This is a genomic window from Denitromonas ohlonensis, from assembly GCF_007625205.1.
Classification (GTDB): Bacteria; Pseudomonadota; Gammaproteobacteria; order Burkholderiales; family Rhodocyclaceae; genus Nitrogeniibacter; species Nitrogeniibacter ohlonensis.
This window is the reverse complement of the sequence record NZ_VMNI01000006.1, coordinates 239,027-259,064: the sequence shown is the minus strand read 5'-3', so window position 1 is coordinate 259,064 and position 20,038 is coordinate 239,027. Positions and strand designations below refer to the sequence as shown.

Genomic DNA, 20,038 nt, shown 5'->3' with positions numbered 1-20,038 from the left:
GGTTAAACATTAACCGACCGGTCGGTCAATGTTTAAATTTCAAGGACGACGAACGGTCAGTGAAACCCGAAGGGATGCGCGTCAGTGGGTCTGGGCGGCGCTATGAGACGGGGCGCGGTAGTCGGGGTTGAGCACGACTTCAGCCTTGATGAAGGCGGCGGTGAACAGCACGATGCACAGCGAGAGGATCACAAAGTGCCGGATCTGCCAGGCGCGATCCGCGCCGGCGCGGGTGCCCATCGCCATGCGCTGCATGAAGCTGAGCCCCGCCGCGCTGAGGCACAGCAGGGCGCCGGCCAGCAAGCGGGCCGAGATGCCGCTGAAATGCGTGGCCAGCGACAGATCGAAGCGGTTGGGCAGATAGAACTCGCCGCGCGTGAACAACCATGCCCCGGCCAGGCCGCTGAGCAGCACCACGAACAGCGACAGCGTGCGCATCATGGGGTGGCGGCGGCTCCATTGGTGAGGGCGGCGGTGACCGGCGCGATCAGCGCATCACCGAGTTGTTCGTGCGCCTGGGCGTCCAGATGCACGCCATCGGCGGCGCTGCAGTGGATGACGCTGCCGGCATCGAAGAACGCGCAGTCGTGGTCCTTGGCGACGCGTTCGAGGGCGGCGGACAGGCCGGTGCATTTCAGATCGCCTTCACGAAATTTCTGCGCCATGGTGCCCGCGGGCATGCCGATCGGCGGCGGGGCGACGACCAGGATGGGCGGCGAGGGCATGCCCGGTTCGATTGGCGCATTGCGGATGGCGTCGATCAGCGCACCCACGCCCTCGGCAGCATGCCAGGCATTGTGCGGGTGCATGGACTGGAAGTCGTTATTGCCGAGCATGAGAATGACCAGATCCAGCGGACTGTTCACCTCGATGCGCTGGGCCAGCCCCTCGATGCCCTTGCGGCCGGCCTTGAAGGGGTCGTCCCACACCGTGCGCCGGCCATTCAGGCAGTCTTCGATAACGCGGACATCCTGCCCGGCCGCGCGCAGCGCGTTCTCCAGCCGGCCGGGCCAGCGCACCGGAAACGGGTGTCGCTGCCGCGTGTTGGGGATGATGCCCCAGGACAATGAATCGCCGTACACCAGAATCTGTTGCATCTGACTCTCCCTGTGTGTGGATCAGTCGCCGCCGCAGCCACCGCCACAACCGCCATCCGAACCGCCCGAATCGCTGCTGCAGCCACTGCAACCGCCGCCACAACCGATGTGACCGGCACAGTATGCGCCGCTGCCGGCCGCGCCGGCCTTGAGGCAGTCGAGTTGGTAGTTGAAGCCGTCGCTCAGGCCGAGCGTCGCGTCGATGGCAAACAGGCGCGGCAAGCGGGTCGGCGATTTCGGATCGATGCCCTCATGGGCGCAGGCGTGCCGCCAGCTGCGCTTGAGACCGTCTTGCGCCTGCGTCGGGCGGGTCATGGCCTCGGCAGGCACATGGTGCAGGAAACGGCCCAGCCCCTTGCGGCAGAAATCCTGATAGTTGCGGGTGAACAGGATGAACTCGTGCCAGGCATCGTCCACCGCTTGCGAGGGCATGGCCAGCTTGCGCCGGCCGGCGCGGTGGTTGATCTCGAACCAGTCGCGCAGGCCGTGAAACACCGCCTTGCGCTGCGTCGGGGTCAGCTCGGGACGGCGCTCGGCGAGGCGTTTGTCGAGCAGGCGGCTGAAGTCGTAGCTCGCCAGAAACTGCCCCCGTGCGCCGGCGGTGCGTTTCCGCCACAGGACGCCACCGGCGAGCACGGCGACCGCGCCAGCCATCAGCAAGGGGATGCTGATGCCCGCCACGGATCAGCCGCCGAACATGTCGCCTGCCTTGCCCGGCGGCGTGAGGCCGAAATGCTGCCAGATCGCGTGCGTGGCGATACGACCGCGCGGGGTGCGCTGCAGGTAGCCCTGCTGGATCAGATAGGGTTCGAGCACATCCTCGATGGTGTCGGGCGACTCGCCGATTGCCGCCGCGATGTTGTCCAGCCCCACCGGGCCGCCGCCGAATTTCTCGAGCACCGCGCTGAGCAGCTTGCGGTCCATCAGATCCAGCCCGAGCGAGTCGACATCGAGCATCACCAGCGCGGCATCGGCCACCGGCGAGGAGATGTGGCCATCGGCGCGCACCTCGGCGTAGTCGCGCACCCGGCGCAGCAGGCGGTTGGCGATGCGTGGCGTGCCACGCGCGCGGCGGGCGATCTCCAGTGCGCCGGCGTCGTCGATGTCCACATTGAGCAGGCCGGACGAGCGGCTGACGATGGTGCGTAATTCGTCGGCGGTGTAGAACTCCAGCCGCGACACGATGCCGAAGCGGTCGCGCAGCGGGTTGGTGAGCATGCCGGCGCGGGTGGTGGCGCCGACCAGCGTGAAGGGCGGCAGGTCCAGCTTGACCGAGCGCGCCGCCGGCCCCTCGCCGATCATGATGTCGATCTGAAAGTCTTCCAGCGCCGGGTAGAGGATCTCCTCCACCACGGGCGACAGGCGATGGATCTCGTCGATGAACAAGACATCGTTCGGTTCGAGGTTGGTCAGCAGGGCCGCCAGGTCGCCCGCGCGCTCCAGCACCGGGCCGGAGGTCTGACGCAGGTTGACGCCCATTTCGGCCGCCACGATATGCGCCAGCGTCGTCTTGCCCAGCCCCGGCGGCCCGAACAGCAGCACATGATCAAGCGCCTCGGAGCGGCGCCGCGCGGCCTGGATGAAAATCTCCAGCTGCTCGCGGATTTTCTCCTGCCCCACATAGTCGGCTAGCCGCTTCGGCCGCAGCGCGCGCTCGATGGCGTCTTCCTGCCGGTTGGCCGTCTGCGGCGCAATCAGCCGCTCGGTGCTCGCCTGGAGTTTGTCGGTTTCGATCATGGCGGCAGTTTAACGGATGCGCTCGCCTGCAGGCTGAGTGACCGCTCAGCCGGCCGGTTTGGGGGCGAGCTTCCGGATGTAGACCGTCTTCTCCACCCGCGCACATACCTCGCCGTCGGCATTGACCACGTCAACCGTGTAGGTCGGCAGGTGTTTTTCGCCGTCGGCGGTGGCGGCGCGGACCGCCTCGATTTGCGCTTCGTCGAGCGTGAAGCGGGCGGTGACCGTGCCTTTGGCGGGGTGCAGGAAGTCGATCTTGGCGGCGCGATCCCACACCACATAGCCTTTGCCGAGGCGGTGCATCAGCATCAGCATGAAGAACGGATCGGTCATGGAGAACAGCGAGCCGCCGAAGTGGGTGCCGACGTAGTTGCGGTTGAACAGGCCCATCTTGAGAGCGACCACGATTTCGCTGAAGTCGGGCGCGATGTATTGCACGCGGATGCCGGCGCCGAGGAAGGGCGGCCACAGGCTGATGCCCCATTTGAGCAGGCCGGGGCCGAGGCGGATGCTGCGTAAAAAGCCCTGTTTCGGGGTCGGCGGTGCGACGCGTTGCATCAGGCTTTGGCGAGGAGCTTGAGGGCCGCGCGGATGCCGTCGGAGACGGTGGCGTCGTCGGCCAGGCCTTTCATGGCGCCGAGGGCTTCTTTCTCGTTGTAGCCCAGCGCCATCAGCGCGTTGAGGATGTCGCTGCGTGCGTCCGGTGCGGCCGCGCTGCCGGCTGGCGCGAGGCTGGCGGCGACGGTCGGCAGGGCTTTGCCGAGTTTGTCCTTGAGTTCGAGCAGCAGGCGTTCGGCGGTTTTCTTGCCGATGCCGGGGATCTTCACCAGCCGGCCGGTTTCCTGTAGCGCGATGGCTTGCGCCAGGTCGGTGACCGACAGGCCCGAGAGCACGGCCAGCGCGGTGCGTGCGCCGATGCCGGAGACCTTGATCAGCTGGCGAAAGGCGGCGCGTTCTTCGACGCTGCCAAAACCGTACAGAAAGTGGCCGTCTTCGCGCACCGCGAGGTGGGTGTGCAGGCTCACCGCCTGGCCAGTGGCGGGCAGGTGGTAGAAGGTGCTCATGGGGACGTCGACTTCATAGCCGACGCCGCCGGCGTCGATGAGGATCTGCGGCGGGGTTTTTTCGAGCAGGGTGCCGCGAAGGCGTCCGATCATGGTGTGGGGCTCAGAAATCTGCAGCTTGAAATGCCGTCAGGGCCTCGGCTGCGGCTGCATGGGCGGCGAGGCGGGGGTAGTCGGCGGGGTCAATCACGCCGGGGAGTTTGCTTTGAGTGAAGCGCCAGGCGACGGCGGTGCTGACGTCGGCCTGGGTGAGGTCGTCGCCACACAGCCAGTCGCTATCGCCAAACTCGGCTTCGAGCAGGTCGTAGCTGGCACGTAGCTGTTCGGTCAGGCGGCCGGACCAGTCGAGCCAGCGGTGTTCTTCGGGGCGGATGCTGGTTTCGTAGTAGCGCTGGACGGAGCGGTCGCAGGCGGCCAGCGCCAGGCTGGTCAGCCGCAGGCAGCGCTGGCGCGCCACTGGATCGCTTGGCGTGAGGCGGTCTTTGGGGGCGGCGAGGGTTTCGAGGTATTGCAGGATGATCTGGGACTCGACCATCACCGTGCCGTCGTCAAAGACCAGGGTCGGTGCCTTGACCAGCGGGTTGAGCGCGCGGAACTGCTCGTACTGGCGAAACACCGAGATCTGTTCGTGGTCCAGCGACAGATGCATCAGGTGCGCCGAGACGACGGTGCGGCGGACAAAGGGCGAGTCGAGCATGCCGATGAGTTTCATGACGGGCTGGGGGTTAAATCAAACGGGCGTTTATTGGCGCGTGAACCGGGTGGCGATGTCAAGCAGACTATCGACCACGAGGATGCCGCCGGCGCGGATATCGTCGGCTGGAGTGACCAGATCGGGCACCATCACCACGCACATGCCGGCGTCGCGGGCGGCGCGTACGCCGGCGTTGGAGTCTTCCAGCGCGAGGCAGTCGGACGGGCGCTGGCCGAGGCGTTCGGCGGCGGCGAGAAAGATGTCGGGTGCGGGTTTGCCCCGGGCGACCTCGTCGCCGGCGACGACGATGTGCACACGGTCGAGCAGGCCGACGGCGTCAAGTTTGGGCAGGGCACGGCTGCGCCGGGTGGAGGTGGCCACGCCGCGCGGCAGGCCGGCGGCCTCCAGCGCATCAAACAGTTCGAGCACGCCGGGTTTGAGCGGGATGGTACCGGCGTCGATCACCGCCTCGTAGCGCAGGCCGAACTCGGCGCGATGCGCGTCGAGCGGGTAGTCGTCACCGAAGGCGCCCTTGAGCAGGGATTCGTGTTCGCGCGAGTTGAGGCCGATCATCTGCATGGCCACCTCATGCGTCCAGGGGATGCCCAGATCGAGGCTGACCTGGCGGCCGATGTCGTAGGCGATGCGTTCGCTGTCGAGCAGCAGGCCGTCCATGTCGAAAACGACGGCGCGGAGGTCGGTCGGGTTGAAGGTGTTCATTTTGGAAGATGAGCTCGCTCGGACGAGGTGTGGCGGCCGAGGGGCGGGCAGTGCCCGCGGGATGCGCCACCTGCGCGGTGGCGGCGCAGGTGGCAGTGTCTAGTTAGTGAGGGATGATCGGTGTGTGGCCAACGGCATGCTTTTTGGCTTGCTTGGCGGCTTTCTTTTCCTTGGGGCTGAGCAGCGGCTGTTTTCGCTGTTCTTTGTTGCTTTGCTTGATTTTGCCCATGATCGTACTCCCGAGACGCGTCGGCAAATGCCGCTGCTGACCCAGTATAGGCCGTCCCGACGTCGGGTGCCGCCCGACGACATCAATTGGCCGGGGGGCGTACGATGGTGCTTTGGAGGGCCGCGTATGCAGATTCAATCAGCATTCAGCATGTCCGGCGCCGTATTGGCGGTGCGGGGGAGCGTGGTCGACGTGCGTTTTGAGGGCGGCGTGCCGCCCATTCGTACGCTGTTGCGCTCGGGCGCGTCCAGCGAGATTGCCATTGAGGTGATGGCGCACCTGGATGCCCATCGTGTGCGCTGCATCGCGCTGACCCCGACCCAGGGGCTGGCGCGTGGCATGCCGGTGACCAACTCCGGCGCGCCCTTGCAGGCGCCTGTCGGGCCGGGCATTTTGTCGCGCATGTTCGATGTGTTCGGCCAGGCAATCGATCGGCAGGCGCCGCCCGAGGTGAGCTGGCGCAGCGTGCATCGGGCGCCACCTGCGCTGGCGCAGCGCTCGACCCGCTCGGAGGTGTTTGAGACCGGCATTAAGATGATCGATGTGCTGATGCCGCTGGAGCGCGGAGGCAAGGCGGGGTTGTTCGGCGGCGCGGGCGTGGGCAAGACGGTGCTGCTCACCGAGATGATTCACAATATGGTCGGCCAGCATGCCGGAGTGAGCATCTTCTGCGGCATCGGCGAGCGCTGCCGCGAGGGCGAGGAGCTCTACCGCGACATGAAGGCGGCCGGCGTGCTGGACAACATGGTGATGGTGTTCGGCCAGATGAACGAGCCGCCGGGCGCCCGCTTCCGGGTCGGCCATGCGGCGCTGACCATGGCCGAGTATTTTCGCGACGACACCCACCGTGACGTGTTGCTGCTGGTCGACAATATCTTCCGTTTCATCCAGGCCGGTATGGAGATCTCCGGCATGTTGGGGCAGATGCCTTCGCGCCTGGGCTATCAGCCGACCATGGGCACCGAGTTGTCGCAGCTCGAGGAGCGCATCGCCAACACCGATCGCGGTGCGATCACCTCGATCCAGGCGGTGTATGTGCCCGCCGATGACTTCACCGATCCGGCCGCGGTGCACACCTTTTCCCACCTGTCCGCCTCGATCGTGCTGTCACGCAAGCGCGCCAGCGAGGGTTTGTATCCGGCCATCGACCCCTTGCAGTCAAGCTCGCGCATGGCCACGCCGGGCGTCGTCGGCGAGCGCCACTATGCCCTGGCGCAGGCCATTCGCCGCACGCTGGCGCAATACGCCGACTTGAAAGACATCATCGCCATGCTCGGGCTGGAGCAGCTGTCGGTGGCGGACCGAAAAGTGGTGGCGCGCGCACGCCGGCTGGAGCGCTTTCTGACCCAACCCTTCTTCACCACCGAGCAGTTCTCGGGGCTCCAGGGGCGGCTGGTCAGCCTGGCCGATGCGCTCGACGGCTGCGAGCGGATTCTCAATGACGAGTTCGCCGACGTGCCGGAGCGCTCGCTGTACATGATCGGCGCCGTCGACGAGGCCCGGCGCAAGACCGTTCCGGCGCCGGAAACGGCGACGGCCCCATGAAGCTGAAAATCCTCCTCCCCGATCGTATCTTCGCCGACATCGGCGGGGTGTCGCGCATCGTGGCCGAATCGGTCGACGGCGCGTTTGGCCTGTTGCCGCGGCGACTCGATTGCGCGGTGGCGCTGGCGCCGGGCATCTTGCTGTACGAGACCGATGCCGACGGCGAGGTGTGTGTGGCGGTGGATCAGGGGGTGCTGGTCAAGGCCGGCGCCGAGGTCCGGGTGTCGGTGCGAAGCGCCATGGCCGGAGCCGATCTGGGCAGCTTGCGCGAGGCGGTAGACAGGGAGTTTCTCGCGCTCGACGCGCAGGAAAAGACGCTGCGCGACGCGCTGAACAAGCTCGAAGGTACGCTGGTGCGGCGGCTGGCGGAGTTCAGCCATGACTGAGCCGCGCAACAATCGTCCGTCACCAGAAAGCGAATTCAGCCGTGAGGTCGGCCGCAAGGCGGCGCGCAAGCTCAAGGCCCAGCGGCAGGTGAATCACACCATCTGGTTCGGGCTGGGGATGATGGGCCTGGTGGGCTGGTCGGTGGCCATGCCAACCCTGGTGGCGGTGGGCATCGGCTGGTGGCTCGACGCCCGCCATCCGGCCGGGCACTCCTGGGTGCTGGTGTTGATGCCGATCGGGCTGGTGCTGGGCTGCTTCAGCGCCTGGCACTGGGTGCTGCGCGAGGGGCAGGAAATCCGCGATCGGGAGGATGATGACGATGCATGAAGCGCTGGCGCTGATGCTGCCGCTGGGGGTGGGCGGTGTGCTGGGCGCGATCTTTTTCGGTGGCCTGTGGTGGACCGTGCGCCGGGCGGTCTCATCGCCGCGGGTGGCGCTGTGGTTTTTCGGCAGTCTGGTGCTGCGCATGGGGATCGTGCTGGCCGGGTTCTTTGCCGTGTGTGGCAGCGACTGGCGGCGCTGGCTGGCGGCCCTGCTCGGTTTTGTGCTGGCGCGTGTGGCGGTCACTCGGCTGACCCGATCGGCAGATGCGGAGACGAGCCATGCACCTTAGCCCCGACGACATCATTCTGTGGCAGTTTGGCCTCTTCAAGATCAACGCCACCATCGCCTTCACCTGGGCGCTGATGGCGGTGCTGACGGTGGGTGCCTGGGCGATCACGCGGCGGCTGTCGCGCGGTCTGGCCCGCTCGCGCTGGCAGAACCTGCTCGAGATCATCGTCACCGGCATCGAAACGCAGATTGCCGATATCGGGCTGGTCGCGCCGCGCAAATATGTGGGCTTTCTCGGCACCTTGTTCCTGTTCGTTGCCACGGCCAGCCTGTTCACCATCGTGCCCGGCTACGAGCCGCCCACCGGCTCGCTGTCGACCACCACCGCGCTGGCGCTGGCGGTGTTTGTCGCGGTGCCGATGTTCGGCATTGCCGAATGCGGGCTGCGCGACTACCTCGCCGCCTATGTCAAACCGACCGTCATCATGCTGCCGTTTAACATCATCAGCGAGCTGTCGCGCACCCTGGCGCTGGCGGCCCGCCTGTTCGGCAACATGATGAGTGGGACCATGATCCTGGCCATTTTGCTCACCATCACCCCCTTCATCTTCCCCATCGTGCTCAGCGCCCTCGGGCTGCTGACCGGCATGGTGCAAGCCTATATTTTCAGTGTCCTGGCGGCGGTGTATATCGCCGCCGCCACGCGCATTCGCCCCCCGGTTCCGGGCGGCGCTGCGGCTGACACAGCGTCTGCAAATACACTCTGAGGAGTCATCATGGATAGTCAGACCATCATTGCCGTGGTGTCGATCATCACCGCCGGACTCACCATCGCGATCGGCAGCATCGGGCCGGCGCTGGGCGAGGGGCGGGCGGTGTCGTCGGCGCTCACTTCGCTGGCCCAGCAGCCCGACGCCGCAGCCACCATCACCCGCACCCTGTTCGTTGGCCTGGCGATGGTCGAGTCGGTGGCGATCTACTGTTTCGTGGTGTCGATGATCCTGCTTTTCGCCAACCCGTTCTGGTCGCACGCCATTGCCCAGAGTGCAGGAAGTTGAGCCATGCTCATCGATTGGTTTACCGTTGTTGCGCAGTTGCTCAATTTTCTGATTCTGGTGTGGTTGCTCAAGCGCTTCCTGTATCAGCCAGTGCTCGACGCGATCGACGCGCGCGAGCACCGGATTGCCAAGGAACTGGCACAGGCCGACGCCACGCGCAATGCGGCCCAGGCCGAGCAGACGCATTTTCGTGAGCAGCAGGCGGCGCTGGACGCACAGCGCGAGGCACTGCTCGCCACCGCGACGGCCGAGGCCGATGCCGAAGGAAAGCGCCTGATCGAGGCTGCGCGTCAGCGTGCGACCGAACTGGAGGCCCACCAGACGCAGCGACTGGCCACGCAGGCGACGGCGCTCAGGCAGGCGCTCGCCGAGCGCACGCAACACGAAGTGTTTGCAGTGTGCCGCAAGGCCCTGGGCGACCTGGCCGATGCCGGCCTGGAGTCGCGCATGGTGGCCACCTTTGTGCGTCGGTTGCAGGCGGCCCGTGCGACGGACGAAGCGGCGCTGTTGGCGGGCTTCAAGACATCGGTGGCGCCCTTGGTGGTGCGCAGCGCCTTCGCCTTGTCCGACGCGGATCGCGCCGCCGTGCAGGCTGCCTTGAAGGACGATTTGGGCATCGCCCAGGCGCCGCAATTCGAGATTGCGTCCGACCGGGTGGCCGGGATCGAAATCGCTTCGGCGGGCCAGGCGCTGGGCTGGAGCATCGCAGACTACCTCGATGCGCTGCAGGCGAGCGTGACCGAGCTGCTGGCGGCGCCGGCGCCCCCGGCGGGCGAGGCCAAGCCCAGTATCAAACTCAAGGTGCCGACCGATGCCGGGTGACAGCCTCGCCTCGGCCCTCGCGCAGCGCTTAGACACCATCGCCCAGGCGCGCGAGGCTTTTGCACCGCCGCTTGCGCCGAAAGAAACCGGCACGGTGACGCATGTCGCCGCCGGCGTCGCACGCGTCTCGGGCCTGCCCGGCGTAGCCTTCGAGGAGGTGCTGGCCTTCCCCGGCGGGCTGACTGGCATCGCCTTCAATGTGGACGAAGACGAGATCGGTGTGGTGTTGCTCGGCGACTACTGGCCGCTGCGCGCCGGAGACCGGGTGACGCGGCTGGGGCATGTGGTTGACGTGCCGGTGGGCGAGGCCCTGATCGGCCGCCTCATCGACCCCACGGGGCGGGTGCTGGACGGCGGTCCGCCGCTGCTGAGCGATGCGCGATTGCCGGTCGAACGCCCGGCGGCGCACATCATGGATCGTGCGCCGGTGACCGTGCCGCTGCAGACCGGCATCAAGGTCATCGATGCGCTGATCCCGATCGGGCGCGGTCAGCGCGAGCTGATTCTCGGCGACCGGCAAAGCGGCAAGACCGCCATCGCCGTCGACACCATCCTCAACCAGCGCGGCAAGAACGTGCTGTGCGTGTACTGCGCCATCGGCCAGCGCGCCGCCGGGGTGGCCAAGGTGATCGCCATGCTGCGTGAGCACGAGGCCATGGCCTACACCGTGGCAGTGGTCACCGAGGGTAATGACGCGCCCGGGCTGAGCTATATCGCGCCCTATGCAGCCACCAGCATTGCCGAGCATTTCATGGCCCAGGGGCGGGATGTGCTGGTGGTGTACGACGACCTCACCCACCATGCGCGCGCCTATCGCGAGTTGTCCTTGCTGTTGCGTCGGCCGCCGGGGCGGGAGGCCTTTCCGGGCGACATCTTCTACATCCACTCGCGCCTGCTCGAGCGTGCCACCCATTTGCGTGACGACCTCGGTGGCGGCTCGCTGACCGCGCTGCCGATTATCGAGACCGAGGCGCAGGATATTTCGGCTTACATCCCGACCAATCTGATTTCGATCACCGACGGGCAGATCTACCTGTCGCCGACCCTGTTCGAGTTGGGCGTGCTGCCGGCGGTTGATGTGGGCATGTCGGTGTCGCGCGTCGGCGGCAAGGCGCAGCGAGCCGCTTACCGCGCGGTGGCCGGCGACCTGAAACTGGCCTACGCCCAGTTCGAAGAGCTGGAGAGCTTTACCCGCTTTGGCGCGCGGCTGGACGAGGACACCGTGCGCATGATCGACCACGGTCGGCGCATCCGCGCCTGCCTCAAGCAGCCCGATGGCGCGCCGATCCCCATGCCCGCGCAGATTGCCGTGCTGCTCGCCTTGAGCGATGGCTTGTTTGACGCGGTGCCCTTGTCTGATATGCCCACCGCCGAGGCCGCCGTGCGCGCGGTCGCGGTGGCGCTGCCCGATGCGCTGTGTGCGCGGCTCGATGCGGCCGATACCTTGAGCGACGCCGACCGTGCAGAGATTGTTGGGCGCGCACGCGAGGCGCTGGCGGGCTTTGTGAAAGACGCCGCCGAACCGACGGAGGCGCCGACCCCATGAGCGACGGCGTCGCCGGCTTGCGCCACCAGATTGCCGGGGCCGGCGAGTTGGCCACGGTGGTGCGCACCATGAAGGCCATGGCGGCCTCCAGCATCGGCCAGTACGAGAACGCAGTGCGTTCGCTCGACGAATACGCCCGCACCGTGCAATTGGGGCTGGCCGCCAGTTTGCGCCCGGTCGACACCACTGCGGTGCTCGCGCCCGCGTCGGGGCGCGACGCGCCGGTCGGTGCCGTGGTGTTCGGTTCCGACCAGGGGCTGGTTGGCCGTTTCAACGAGGTCTTGCTGTCCTATGTGGTCGAGACGCTGGGCGCACCACCAGGCGGGGCCGTGGTGTGGGCGGTGGGGGAGCGTATCCAGGCCCGTCTGGCCGACGTCGGGCTGGCGGCGGGCGCGCCCTTTGCGCTGCCCAATGGCATCGCGGCCATCACCGCACTGGTGGGGCGCGTTCTGAACGCACTGGAGCAACGGCGTGACGCGGGCGAGGTTGGCGCTGTCTGGCTATTCCACAACCAGCCGCAGCCGGGCGCACTGTACCGGCCCGTCGGTCAGCGTCTGCTGCCGCTGGATGCGGCGTGGCGGCAGCAATGGGCGCAGACGCCCTGGCCGACCGGTAACTTGCCGGAACTGATGAACGGCCCGGCCCGGACGTTGCCGGCCTTTGTGCGCGAATACCTGTTCATCTCGCTGTTTCGCGCCTGTGCCGAATCGCTGGCCAGTGAAAACGCCAGCCGGCTGGCGGCCATGCAGCGGGCGGAGAAAAACATTGGTGAGCTGCTCGACGTCCTGAAGCGCCGCTTCCACCGCCTGCGCCAGAGCGGCATCGACGCCGAGCTGTTCGATGTGGTCGCGGGCTTCGAAGCCCTGGCAGACGAACACGGCCGAGGCGAGGCCAAACCTTAAGGCCGCGCCCCCATCGGGCGGCATATCACACTGGCCGCCGGCATGTTGCCGGCAGGCTGCTACCGACCGGGTGAATCGACGACCGATCTGTCGCTCGTCAGAACCCATGGAGTCCCTGTCATGAACACCTCCCCCAAAGCGACTCACTTCCCCTGCCATGAACACTCCGTGCCGTGCTTCTGGCCCATGGCCGCCGCGATCGAGCTCGGAGAAGAAGGCCTCACCCTGTTCCAGAATAACCTGCGATTCGTCGAGAAAGCCATCGCGTTTGGTGACCCATCTGACCCCGAGTGGGCCACCGAAAATCGCATCGTGCTGGAGCTCGACACCCTGCGTCTGCGCGACTTCTCGCCCCCCGGTCAGAACGCCGCGCAAACCCCGGTGCTGGTGGACGCCCCCTACGCCGGCCACAGCTCGACCATCGCCGACTACGCCGTCGGCCAGAGCCTGGTCGAAACCCTCATGGCCAGTGGCCTCACGCAGGTGCTGGTCACCGACTGGAAAAACGCCACCGCCGAGATGAAGGACTTCGACATCGACACCTATCTGGCCGACATCGACAGGGTCGTCGACCACCTGGGGGGCAAGGTCGATCTCGTCGGCCTGTGCCAGGGCGGGTGGATGAGCGCCATGTATGCCGCGCGCTTTCCGCACAAGGTGCACTGCATCGTGCTCGCCGGCGCGCCCATCGACACCGATGCCGGCGACGGGCCGATCAAGAAGCTCGCGCATACGCTGCCGTTGAGCCTTTACGAGCAAATGGTGGCCGCGGGCGATGGCCGGATGCTCGGCCAGACCATGCTCGCTGGCTGGAAAGGCATGAACGCAGACGAGCAATACCTGGGCAAGTTCATCGACCTGTATGCACACATCGAAGACAAGAACTTCCTGCGCCGCACCGAGCATTTCGAGCGATGGTACGAAAATCCCATCGATCTGCCCGGCGCGTACTACCTCCAGACCATCCAGCAGCTCTTCAAGGAGAACCGCTTTGCCAAGGGCGAGTTCGTTGGCCTTGGCCAACGCCTGTCGCTCAAGGACATCGTGTGCCCGGTCTACCTGCTGGCCGGATCGGAGGACGACATCACCACCAAGGAACAGGTCTTCGACGCCGAGAAATACCTCGGCACCCCCAAGGCCGACATCGTCAAGAAACTCGTCGCGGGCGGGCACATCGGGCTGTTCATGGGTTCCAGGACACTGACCGAATGCTGGCCGCAGATCGCCCTCTGGTTACGCGCCGGCGGGCGGCAGGGGCGTTGAGCGTGGCGACGTGTGGGGCTGGAGTCGACCCGGAGCCGTCCGTCGTAAGTGCGCAACGGCACCATGTAGGCTGGATTGAGCGCAGCGAGCCCCAACATTCAACCGCGCAATCATGAAACACTGAGTGTTGGGCTTCCTTCGTCAGCTCAGCGTACGCGCGCTGACCAGATGAAATTGGCGAGTTGTTCGAAGTTGGCGCTCATGGGTGCGTCCTGGAATGCGAGGGATTCTGTAGGGCCGCTATTGACTGGGCCTCATCCGCGGCGATCGATATAAGGCTTTGATTTATTTGATCTGTGCTGGCGTATCGCTCGTTTTCTATCGTCCAGCTATTGCCGATAGGGCGCAAGTTGTCCGATAGCCTGTTCATTACACCGCCCAGTAGCGCCGCCAGCGCTTGTCGCCCTCAAAGCGCACGTCGCCCTTGTCGACCAGGCCATCCACCGCACGCTTGACCTGCCTCGGGTGGATTTCGCTACCGATGCGCTGGCGGATATCGCCGATCGCGGATTCGGGGTAGCGCTTGAGGTCCTCCAGAATCAGGGCCGCAAGCCGGTGCGGCTCGATCCGCTTCAGGGTAGTCTCCCCGGCAAAATCGAGATGGCGCAGCAGCCCCGGATCGACGAAATAGCGCGTGGCTTGCGTGCGCCCTGCGCTCTGGATCAGATCCCAATCCAGCAGCCGCTTGATCCACGGTTGCAGCGCCTCGACCGAGGGCAGCTCCAATACCACAGACAGTTCGCGTGCGGTCATGGCGTCGTGCTGCGCCAGCAAACCCAGGGCGATGCGTTCGCGCTGGGTTAGCTGGTAGGTCTGATCCGCCTTGGCAATGAAATCGATGACTTCCGCCTTGAGAATGCGGCGGCGTACCGTGACCTGCACGCGGTCGTGGGTTTCGATCAACTGCGGCGCCGGGCGGCCTTGCGACAGCAGCACCTCGAAGATCTTGTCGAAGCCACTGCCTTCGCGCTCCATCAGCTTCAGGTCGTGGAACAGGCGGGCCAGGTGCTCGTTGCGGCGCACGGTGGTATGCAGCACGTTCTGCGGGGTGACGCCCAGCGGCAATGGGCCGGGGTTTACCACTTCCAATCGGTCTGGGTGCAGATTCAGGAAGATATCACCTCGCTGGGTGTAGGGGCGATGGACCAGTGCGTTGACCAGCAGTTCACGCACCACGATTTCGTCGAAGGCGGGCACGTTCTGCCGGTACAGGCCATCGGGCAGTTCGTAGCGCTCGCGGAAGTCGGGCACCTCCAGCCAAACTGCCTCGATCAGCTCCATCGGGCTCTGCGTGTGGTCATCCCATACCAGCTTATTGACCTTCTGGTTGTGCTCGTCGTACTTGATGAACTGGATGACCGGTGCCGTGGTCAGTTGGGCGCGGTGGTGCTGGCGGCCAAGGCAAAGAACGCCCAGATTGGTCAGGGCCTGCCCCTGCGCCAGCTGATAGTGGTCGAGTAGTTCATCGTCGGACTTCTCCTTGACCGAGGCCTTGACACGGTCGGATGCGCGCAAGGCCTGTAGCAGCTTGTCGCGACTGACGGCATCAACCTCGATGCGAGGAATATGCAGTGTGGTCTGCGTTTCCCACGGCCGCGCGGAACGCTCGCTGGCCAGCCGCATCACGTCGTCGCCCGTGACGGGCTTGCTTTGGTCGGCCACGCGCAGAAAGTAGCGGCCATCGGTGGTGGATGCCACAGCCAGGGCGCGAGGAATCCGCAACTCGATGTACTGACCACCATTCGCGGCGGTGACGATATCCGGCAGCACCGCAACATTGACCGTGCGCTCGGCCAGCTTGCGCCGAATGGTGTCGGGCAAATCGGTGGGGATTTTTTGACCGACTGGCGGGGCATCCTTCCCGTCCTCGATGCCCAGCAACAACCGACCGCCCGTTGCATTGGCAAAGGCGATGCAATCCTTGGCGATTTCGTTCCAGTCTGCCGTCTTGCCAGTCACTGCCCGCAGGGACTTCTGGTCGAGGAGTTGTCCTTCCAGGCTCACGCGATCCTTTCCTTGCTTTGCGTCACTCTTGTTCGCCCCCGCCATCCGACTCGTCGCCGGCCCCGCCCGTGCGCACCCATTCATCAACCTCGGACAGCTGGAATTTCCACAGTCGGCCGATCTTGTGCGCGGGCAGGCCCTTGTGCTCGCGCCAGCGGTAGACCGTATCCTTCACGACGCCCAGGTGCTGAGCGACTTCGCTTGCGGTGACCCACGGTTCAGCACTCATGGCATTAGCTCTCGGACGTGTCTCAGAGTCGTCTTAAATCGTCATCAGTCTAACAGGAGACTACAGAATCCCTCCTCGACGCTTGATGATCAATACAGTCCAGCACGCTTGAGTTCCGACGCCGCAACGGCCATTTGCCTCAAACTCACGCCGACCCAGACCCTGTCCCCGCGGGCGTGTTCGCTGTCTCGGAAACGGGCCGATTGGAGTTGGATTCAGAAATGCAGCTAGGGAAGCGTGTCGCCAGGTGCAGTAATGGAAGCACAACGGAAGGCCTAGAAACATGCCTCAAAAAATCTTGCGACGAACGCCCGATCTCGAATCGTATTCCAGCCATTCGGAGCATCACACGCGAACGGCTCCTCGGGCCGAATTGTGTGAAGTGGCCTTCTGGCAGGTCCTGGGGAGTGGCTGTCGGTCGGATACCCGCTTTCCGGAAGCATCGACGACGGTGAATGGCCGATAGCCGCCCCAAGTCCGAGCTTGCCGGGTTCTTACGTTTCAATCTCGGAACGACGCATGCATCGTGCGGGAGAGGGACTCCGTCGAGCGTCATACGCCCCAGGTCACGACGGCTTTTTCCGCCAGTGATCGTTCCAGCAGTTCGAGCAGGGGCAGACCCCGCTGATGGAAGGAGAGGTCGGCGTCGGGGGTTTCTTCGGTGTTGTCACGGGGGGGCTGGCCGGCTTGCGCGGCGACGTCGGCGGCGATGGCCTCGCGCACGCGAGTGATCGCTTTGGGGAGTTGTTCGACGGTGACGATGCCTTGTGCGGCGTCCCGGTCCTTGTGCAGCACATCGAGCATTCTCTTTCCGATTTTCTCGAGGAAAATGACGTCGCCGCTGGCGGCGGATTTGAAGGTGATCAGCATGCAGGGTCTCCTTGTAGGGGGCTGATGGCCGCGGACGGGATTCGCGGTTGCGCGGGCTGCGGTCAGGGTGACAATGCTACGCGTCGCGGGGCATGGCGGTCTGTCCGTCAGCGCACACACGCCGGGCGCGCGCTGGCGCCGGGCAATAAGAATCCCGATGGGCGGTGTGGCTAGAGGCCGTCGGAATAGGGGAGCAGGCGGTCGAGTTCTTTCTTGACCACCGCGTAGCACTCGCAGGTGCGTGCTTCGAGGCCGGGGCGGTCGATGACCGAGATGTGTCCGCGCTGGTAGGTGATGAGGCCGGCACGCTGGACGTTGCCGGCCGCTTCGGTGACCCCTTCGCGGCGCACGCCGAGCATGTTGGCGATCAGCTCCTGGGTCATCACCAGTTCGTTTGAGGACAGGCGGTCGAGCGACAGCAGTAACCAGCGGCAGAACTGCTGGTCGAGGGTGTGGTGGCGGTTGCAGACGGCGGTCTGCGCCATCTGGGTCATCAGGCTCTGGGTGTAGCGCAGCAGCAAACGCTGCATGGGGCCGGCGAGATAGAACTCGTTTTTCAGTGCCTGGCCCGCCCAGCGGTAGGCGTGGCCGGCACTTTGGACCACTGCGCGGCTGGGGGTGGTTTCTCCGCCCATGAAAAGGGAGACGCCGACGATGCCCTCGTTGCCGACGATCGCAATTTCGGCGGATGCGCCGTCTTCCATGACGTAGAGCAAGGAGACGATCGAGGTGGCCGGGAAATAGACGTGGCGCATCTGGATGCCGGATTCATATAGCACGTGGCCCAGTGGCATCGGCACGTATTCGAGTTGCGGGAAGATGCGTTCGGCATCGGCCGCTGGAAGCGCCGCGAGGAGGTGGTTCTGGCGGGGATGTGGTTCGCTCTGTGCCATTGGGCCGCGGGGTGGGACAAGACGTTTTCAGTATAGGCGCGAGAGCGTCCGCGCGCGATGCAAGGGCGTGGATTGGTCGTGCTTGCGCGTCAGGCCGACCGGCAGGCGACGGCGCTGGGTTTTCTTGCGCCGGCTGCGTTGCAATGGGCGCTGGCGCACAGACGGCCATGAACCGCGGCGGTAGTGTGAATGTGTGGTGGCTCTGGTGCCCGGAAGCGGGTGCTGCAGATCCCTTTGCCACATAGCAACACCGAGGAGTAGTACATGAACAAAGATCAAGTGCAGGGCCGTGTCGAAGCGGTGAAGGGCAAGCTTGAGCAAGCTGCCGGGCAGCTTGTTGGCAACAAGGACCTTGAGCAAAAAGGCAAGATTGACGAGGTCGCGGGCAAGGTCCAGGCCGTTGCCGGGGATGTCAAAGAAGAACTGAAGAGCGTGACCAAGCCCATCTGATTTTTCTGCGGCGCGCAGCGTGAGTGCTCGGGCATTCATGCTGCGCGCCGCTTTTGTAGGGGCTTCGTGCCCGGCGCCGACCTTATGTTCGCGAGCGAACAGACCGGCGTTTGCACTCGATCCCATGCTGCAGGTTTCCGGTCGTGCTGTGCCGATTTGTCGGCGCGGGCTGCGGCTGGCATCGAATGGCACACCCAAGAGAAGGAGCACTCAGATGAGCAAGCGAGAAGACTATCTGGCCTTGATGGAAAAGCAGTTGGCCGAATGGAAGGAGCAAATCGAGCCGCTCCTGGCCGAGGCCGAGCAGTGGGAGGTTCGTGTGAAGCGGCAGTACGAGACGAACATCGAGACGCTCCACACCAAGCGCAAAGAGGCATTGCAGCACCTGTCAGATTTGCAGCAGGCGAACGATGAGAACTGGGAGCAGATCAAAACCAATACCGACGCCGCCTGGGAGGCGCTCAAGGAGATGACCGAGCGGCTCAGGACGGTCAAGAAGAAGTGAGCCACAGCAGCGCGGCCGTGGCGCTCGCTATGGCCGGGCGGCGACGGACTCGTAGCTGCGAAGTGTCTGCGAGAAGTCGTGCAACGCGGCGATGCCGCTGGTCTCGGCGCGTTGGCACCAGCGCTCCAGCTGGGCGGTCAGTTGCGCCGTGGAGGCATCGGAGCGACGCCACAGGGCGGCCAGATCCTCGCGCAGGCCATACAGGGTGCGCAGCACGGCACTGGCCGGCAGCGCGTCTTCCAGTGCCCGGCGCTCCGGTTCGGGCAGGGTGCCGACGCTTGCCCAGAGCCAGTGCCTGACCGCGTCACGCAAGGTGACGTCGCGCAGCGATGGGGGCTGGGCGCCGGAGGCGAGGCGGTGCAGTGCGTCGCGTGAGACGCCGCTGACGGCGCGGGCGAAACCGGCCAGGACATCGAAGCGGTGGGTGAGCACCGACGCCAGGGTGTCGGCGTCGCAGCGCTGTTTGGCTGTGTTGTAGCGGATGGTCGGCGCCAGCCGGCTCACTTGTGCCAGGCCGAGCAGTTCAAGCAGGCGGATGAGCGCCCAGCCGCTGTCGAACTCCCACCATCGATTCGAGAATTTCGCCGAGCTGATATAGGCGTGGTGGTTGTTGTGCAGCTCTTCGCCGCCGATCAGGACGCCCCAAGGCGCGATGTTGCGCGAGGCGTCGCTGGAGGCGAAGTTGCGATAGCCCCAGTAGTGGCCGATGCCGTTGATCACACCCGCGGCAAAGAACGGAATCCACAGCATCTGCACCGCCCAGACGGTCAGCCCGATCGGACCGAACAGCAGCAGGTCGAGGATCAGCATGAAGCCGATGCCGAGCTGGCTGTGACGGGTGTACAGGCGGCGCTCGATCCAGTCATCCGGCGTGTGGTGGCCGTATTTTTCGATTGTCGCGGCGCAGCAGCTCTCTTCCCGGTAAAGCTCGGCGCCTTCGAGCAGCACCTTGCGGATGCCGTGGATCTGCGGACTGTGCGGGTCGTCGGCCGTGTCGGTGGTGGCGTGGTGCTTGCGGTGAATGGCGACCCATTCGCGCGTGATCATGCCGGTGCTCAGCCACAGCCAGAAACGGAAGGCGTGGCTGATGGCCGGATGCAGCGTCAAGGCGCGATGGGCCTGGTGGCGGTGGAGAAAAACTGTCACCGAGAGGATGGTGAGTTGGGTCAGGCCAAGTGTAACCAGCACGACCCCCCACCAGGGAAGATCAAGCACGGGGATGGGCATTTGCGGGTTCTCCTGGAGCACGGCGACCTCATGCCTTGCGGTTGCGTACGACACGGGCGTCTCAAGCATGATGATCGCGCGCATGACCCTGCAGCGTCTGTGCGTCCGCGCACACAGGCCGGCGCCGCGCACCGACGGAAAGCGCTTCGCTTGGGTTTGGTATTCCCCGTGCGGGGGTGATGTGTTCGCTAGCGTACCGATTCGGCGATGACCAATGGCTATGCTGGTGCCAGTCAAGCGACGT

Annotated in this window: 26 protein-coding genes; 11 read left to right on the top strand and 15 right to left on the bottom strand. The window is 65.4% G+C overall.

Features of this window, described 5'->3' with window-relative positions:
- Window positions 1–81: 81 nt before the first annotated feature.
- The 9 genes from FHP89_RS06755 to FHP89_RS21165 form a co-directional block, all read right to left on the bottom strand.
- Window positions 82–441, bottom strand: a complete 360-nt coding sequence (locus tag FHP89_RS06755; protein ID WP_144174985.1) for a hypothetical protein — start codon at window positions 439–441, stop codon at window positions 82–84.
- Entirely contained in the window at window positions 438–1,097 is a 660-nt protein-coding gene (locus tag FHP89_RS06750; protein WP_144174987.1) for an SGNH/GDSL hydrolase family protein, read from the bottom strand. Before FHP89_RS06750 ends, FHP89_RS06755 begins: the two co-directional genes overlap by 4 nt.
- Before the next feature lie 21 nt (window positions 1,098–1,118).
- A complete protein-coding gene (locus FHP89_RS06745; RefSeq protein WP_144174989.1) occupies window positions 1,119–1,778 on the bottom strand; it encodes a glycine-rich domain-containing protein in 660 nt (219 codons plus the stop codon).
- Window positions 1,779–1,781: 3 nt separating this feature from the next.
- Window positions 1,782–2,834: a Holliday junction branch migration DNA helicase RuvB gene (ruvB, locus tag FHP89_RS06740; protein ID WP_144174991.1), complete on the bottom strand. Its 1,053-nt coding sequence runs from the start codon at window positions 2,832–2,834 to the stop codon at window positions 1,782–1,784.
- Between the two features lie 45 nt (window positions 2,835–2,879).
- A complete protein-coding gene (locus FHP89_RS06735; protein ID WP_144174993.1) occupies window positions 2,880–3,392 on the bottom strand; it encodes a DUF4442 domain-containing protein in 513 nt (170 codons plus the stop codon).
- Window positions 3,392–3,991 carry a Holliday junction branch migration protein RuvA gene (ruvA, locus tag FHP89_RS06730; protein ID WP_144174995.1) on the bottom strand — a complete coding sequence of 200 codons (600 nt, stop codon included), beginning with the start codon at window positions 3,989–3,991 and terminating at the stop codon, window positions 3,392–3,394. Before ruvA ends, FHP89_RS06735 begins: the two co-directional genes overlap by 1 nt.
- 10 nt (window positions 3,992–4,001) lie before the next feature.
- Window positions 4,002–4,610: a glutathione S-transferase family protein gene (locus FHP89_RS06725; protein ID WP_144174997.1), complete on the bottom strand. Its 609-nt coding sequence runs from the start codon at window positions 4,608–4,610 to the stop codon at window positions 4,002–4,004.
- Between the two features lie 30 nt (window positions 4,611–4,640).
- The gene (locus FHP89_RS06720; RefSeq protein WP_144174999.1) at window positions 4,641–5,312 is read right to left on the bottom strand and encodes an HAD family hydrolase; all 672 of its coding nucleotides are present in this window, start codon (window positions 5,310–5,312) and stop codon (window positions 4,641–4,643) included.
- Between the two features lie 103 nt (window positions 5,313–5,415).
- Window positions 5,416–5,541: a hypothetical protein gene (locus tag FHP89_RS21165; RefSeq protein WP_260851509.1), complete on the bottom strand. Its 126-nt coding sequence runs from the start codon at window positions 5,539–5,541 to the stop codon at window positions 5,416–5,418.
- Window positions 5,542–5,667: 126 nt separating this feature from the next.
- Here FHP89_RS21165 and atpD point away from each other — a divergent pair, with 126 nt between their 5' ends.
- The 10 genes from atpD (at window position 5,668) to FHP89_RS06670 (ending at window position 13,616) form a co-directional block, all read left to right on the top strand.
- The gene (atpD, locus tag FHP89_RS06715; RefSeq protein WP_144175001.1) at window positions 5,668–7,086 is read left to right on the top strand and encodes a F0F1 ATP synthase subunit beta; all 1,419 of its coding nucleotides are present in this window, start codon (window positions 5,668–5,670) and stop codon (window positions 7,084–7,086) included.
- Complete coding sequence (locus FHP89_RS06710) at window positions 7,083–7,472, top strand: F0F1 ATP synthase subunit epsilon (RefSeq protein ID WP_144175003.1); 390 nt, start codon at window positions 7,083–7,085, stop codon at window positions 7,470–7,472. The genes atpD and FHP89_RS06710 overlap by 4 nt, the downstream gene beginning before the upstream one ends.
- On the top strand, window positions 7,465–7,800 hold the full coding sequence (locus FHP89_RS06705) for an AtpZ/AtpI family protein (protein ID WP_144175005.1): 336 nt from the start codon (window positions 7,465–7,467) through the stop codon (window positions 7,798–7,800). Before FHP89_RS06710 ends, FHP89_RS06705 begins: the two co-directional genes overlap by 8 nt.
- Window positions 7,793–8,086, top strand: coding sequence for an ATP synthase subunit I (locus FHP89_RS06700; RefSeq protein ID WP_144175007.1), 294 nt, complete (start codon window positions 7,793–7,795; stop codon window positions 8,084–8,086). The genes FHP89_RS06705 and FHP89_RS06700 overlap by 8 nt, the downstream gene beginning before the upstream one ends.
- A complete protein-coding gene (locus FHP89_RS06695) occupies window positions 8,076–8,792 on the top strand; it encodes a F0F1 ATP synthase subunit A (RefSeq protein ID WP_144175009.1) in 717 nt (238 codons plus the stop codon). Before FHP89_RS06700 ends, FHP89_RS06695 begins: the two co-directional genes overlap by 11 nt.
- A 9-nt stretch (window positions 8,793–8,801) precedes the next feature.
- A complete protein-coding gene (locus FHP89_RS06690; RefSeq protein ID WP_144175011.1) occupies window positions 8,802–9,083 on the top strand; it encodes a F0F1 ATP synthase subunit C in 282 nt (93 codons plus the stop codon).
- 3 nt (window positions 9,084–9,086) lie between these two features.
- Entirely contained in the window at window positions 9,087–9,905 is an 819-nt protein-coding gene (locus FHP89_RS06685) for a F0F1 ATP synthase subunit B family protein (RefSeq protein ID WP_144175013.1), read from the top strand.
- Window positions 9,895–11,451 carry an alternate F1F0 ATPase, F1 subunit alpha gene (locus tag FHP89_RS06680; RefSeq protein WP_144175015.1) on the top strand — a complete coding sequence of 519 codons (1,557 nt, stop codon included), beginning with the start codon at window positions 9,895–9,897 and terminating at the stop codon, window positions 11,449–11,451. The genes FHP89_RS06685 and FHP89_RS06680 overlap by 11 nt, the downstream gene beginning before the upstream one ends.
- The gene (locus FHP89_RS06675) at window positions 11,448–12,353 is read left to right on the top strand and encodes a F0F1 ATP synthase subunit gamma (RefSeq protein WP_144175018.1); all 906 of its coding nucleotides are present in this window, start codon (window positions 11,448–11,450) and stop codon (window positions 12,351–12,353) included. Before FHP89_RS06680 ends, FHP89_RS06675 begins: the two co-directional genes overlap by 4 nt.
- A 120-nt stretch (window positions 12,354–12,473) precedes the next feature.
- Window positions 12,474–13,616: an alpha/beta fold hydrolase gene (locus FHP89_RS06670; protein ID WP_144175020.1), complete on the top strand. Its 1,143-nt coding sequence runs from the start codon at window positions 12,474–12,476 to the stop codon at window positions 13,614–13,616.
- A gap of 369 nt (window positions 13,617–13,985) precedes the next feature.
- Here FHP89_RS06670 and FHP89_RS06665 read toward each other — a convergent pair whose 3' ends face one another.
- From FHP89_RS06665 to FHP89_RS21405, 5 genes are all read right to left on the bottom strand, one after another.
- On the bottom strand, window positions 13,986–15,620 hold the full coding sequence (locus FHP89_RS06665) for an ATP-binding protein (RefSeq protein ID WP_144175022.1): 1,635 nt from the start codon (window positions 15,618–15,620) through the stop codon (window positions 13,986–13,988).
- Between the two features lie 22 nt (window positions 15,621–15,642).
- Entirely contained in the window at window positions 15,643–15,849 is a 207-nt protein-coding gene (locus FHP89_RS06660; protein ID WP_144175024.1) for a helix-turn-helix domain-containing protein, read from the bottom strand.
- Between the two features lie 552 nt (window positions 15,850–16,401).
- Window positions 16,402–16,719, bottom strand: coding sequence for a DUF1840 domain-containing protein (locus FHP89_RS06655; RefSeq protein WP_144175026.1), 318 nt, complete (start codon window positions 16,717–16,719; stop codon window positions 16,402–16,404).
- 170 nt (window positions 16,720–16,889) lie between these two features.
- Window positions 16,890–17,612, bottom strand: coding sequence for a Crp/Fnr family transcriptional regulator (locus tag FHP89_RS06650; RefSeq protein WP_144175029.1), 723 nt, complete (start codon window positions 17,610–17,612; stop codon window positions 16,890–16,892).
- Window positions 17,613–17,639: 27 nt separating this feature from the next.
- Entirely contained in the window at window positions 17,640–18,188 is a 549-nt protein-coding gene (locus FHP89_RS21405; protein ID WP_449240217.1) for a hypothetical protein, read from the bottom strand.
- Between the two features lie 88 nt (window positions 18,189–18,276).
- On the opposite strand from FHP89_RS21405, the gene FHP89_RS06640 reads away from it, so the two are divergent.
- Window positions 18,277–18,567 carry a hypothetical protein gene (locus tag FHP89_RS06640; RefSeq protein ID WP_144175035.1) on the top strand — a complete coding sequence of 97 codons (291 nt, stop codon included), beginning with the start codon at window positions 18,277–18,279 and terminating at the stop codon, window positions 18,565–18,567.
- Window positions 18,568–18,594: 27 nt separating this feature from the next.
- On the opposite strand, the gene FHP89_RS06635 is transcribed toward FHP89_RS06640, so the two are convergent.
- On the bottom strand, window positions 18,595–19,794 hold the full coding sequence (locus FHP89_RS06635; RefSeq protein ID WP_144175037.1) for a DesA family fatty acid desaturase: 1,200 nt from the start codon (window positions 19,792–19,794) through the stop codon (window positions 18,595–18,597).
- Window positions 19,795–20,038 lie beyond the last annotated feature (244 nt).

Bases quoted from the DNA above. Each gene is read 5' to 3' on its own strand.
- atpD (WP_144175001.1), top strand. From the start codon at position 5,668: ATGCAGATTCAATCAGCATTCAGCATGTCCGGCGCCGTATTGGCGGTG.
- FHP89_RS06705 (WP_144175005.1), top strand. From the start codon at position 7,465: ATGACTGAGCCGCGCAACAATCGTCCGTCACCAGAAAGCGAATTCAGC.
- FHP89_RS06720 (WP_144174999.1), bottom strand. From the start codon at position 5,312: ATGAACACCTTCAACCCGACCGACCTCCGCGCCGTCGTTTTCGACATG.
- FHP89_RS21405 (WP_449240217.1), bottom strand. From the start codon at position 18,188: ATGGGATCGAGTGCAAACGCCGGTCTGTTCGCTCGCGAACATAAGGTC.
- FHP89_RS06755 (WP_144174985.1), bottom strand. From the start codon at position 441: ATGATGCGCACGCTGTCGCTGTTCGTGGTGCTGCTCAGCGGCCTGGCC.
- FHP89_RS06710 (WP_144175003.1), top strand. From the start codon at position 7,083: ATGAAGCTGAAAATCCTCCTCCCCGATCGTATCTTCGCCGACATCGGC.
- FHP89_RS21165 (WP_260851509.1), bottom strand. From the start codon at position 5,541: ATGGGCAAAATCAAGCAAAGCAACAAAGAACAGCGAAAACAGCCGCTG.
- FHP89_RS06675 (WP_144175018.1), top strand. From the start codon at position 11,448: ATGAGCGACGGCGTCGCCGGCTTGCGCCACCAGATTGCCGGGGCCGGC.
- FHP89_RS06700 (WP_144175007.1), top strand. From the start codon at position 7,793: ATGCATGAAGCGCTGGCGCTGATGCTGCCGCTGGGGGTGGGCGGTGTG.
- FHP89_RS06635 (WP_144175037.1), bottom strand. From the start codon at position 19,794: ATGCCCATCCCCGTGCTTGATCTTCCCTGGTGGGGGGTCGTGCTGGTT.
- FHP89_RS06640 (WP_144175035.1), top strand. From the start codon at position 18,277: ATGAGCAAGCGAGAAGACTATCTGGCCTTGATGGAAAAGCAGTTGGCC.
- FHP89_RS06680 (WP_144175015.1), top strand. From the start codon at position 9,895: ATGCCGGGTGACAGCCTCGCCTCGGCCCTCGCGCAGCGCTTAGACACC.
- ruvB (WP_144174991.1), bottom strand. From the start codon at position 2,834: ATGATCGAAACCGACAAACTCCAGGCGAGCACCGAGCGGCTGATTGCG.
- FHP89_RS06690 (WP_144175011.1), top strand. From the start codon at position 8,802: ATGGATAGTCAGACCATCATTGCCGTGGTGTCGATCATCACCGCCGGA.
- FHP89_RS06725 (WP_144174997.1), bottom strand. From the start codon at position 4,610: ATGAAACTCATCGGCATGCTCGACTCGCCCTTTGTCCGCCGCACCGTC.
- FHP89_RS06695 (WP_144175009.1), top strand. From the start codon at position 8,076: ATGCACCTTAGCCCCGACGACATCATTCTGTGGCAGTTTGGCCTCTTC.
- FHP89_RS06750 (WP_144174987.1), bottom strand. From the start codon at position 1,097: ATGCAACAGATTCTGGTGTACGGCGATTCATTGTCCTGGGGCATCATC.
- FHP89_RS06650 (WP_144175029.1), bottom strand. From the start codon at position 17,612: ATGGCACAGAGCGAACCACATCCCCGCCAGAACCACCTCCTCGCGGCG.
- FHP89_RS06685 (WP_144175013.1), top strand. From the start codon at position 9,087: ATGCTCATCGATTGGTTTACCGTTGTTGCGCAGTTGCTCAATTTTCTG.
- FHP89_RS06660 (WP_144175024.1), bottom strand. From the start codon at position 15,849: ATGAGTGCTGAACCGTGGGTCACCGCAAGCGAAGTCGCTCAGCACCTG.
- ruvA (WP_144174995.1), bottom strand. From the start codon at position 3,991: ATGATCGGACGCCTTCGCGGCACCCTGCTCGAAAAAACCCCGCCGCAG.
- FHP89_RS06735 (WP_144174993.1), bottom strand. From the start codon at position 3,392: ATGCAACGCGTCGCACCGCCGACCCCGAAACAGGGCTTTTTACGCAGC.
- FHP89_RS06655 (WP_144175026.1), bottom strand. From the start codon at position 16,719: ATGCTGATCACCTTCAAATCCGCCGCCAGCGGCGACGTCATTTTCCTC.
- FHP89_RS06670 (WP_144175020.1), top strand. From the start codon at position 12,474: ATGAACACCTCCCCCAAAGCGACTCACTTCCCCTGCCATGAACACTCC.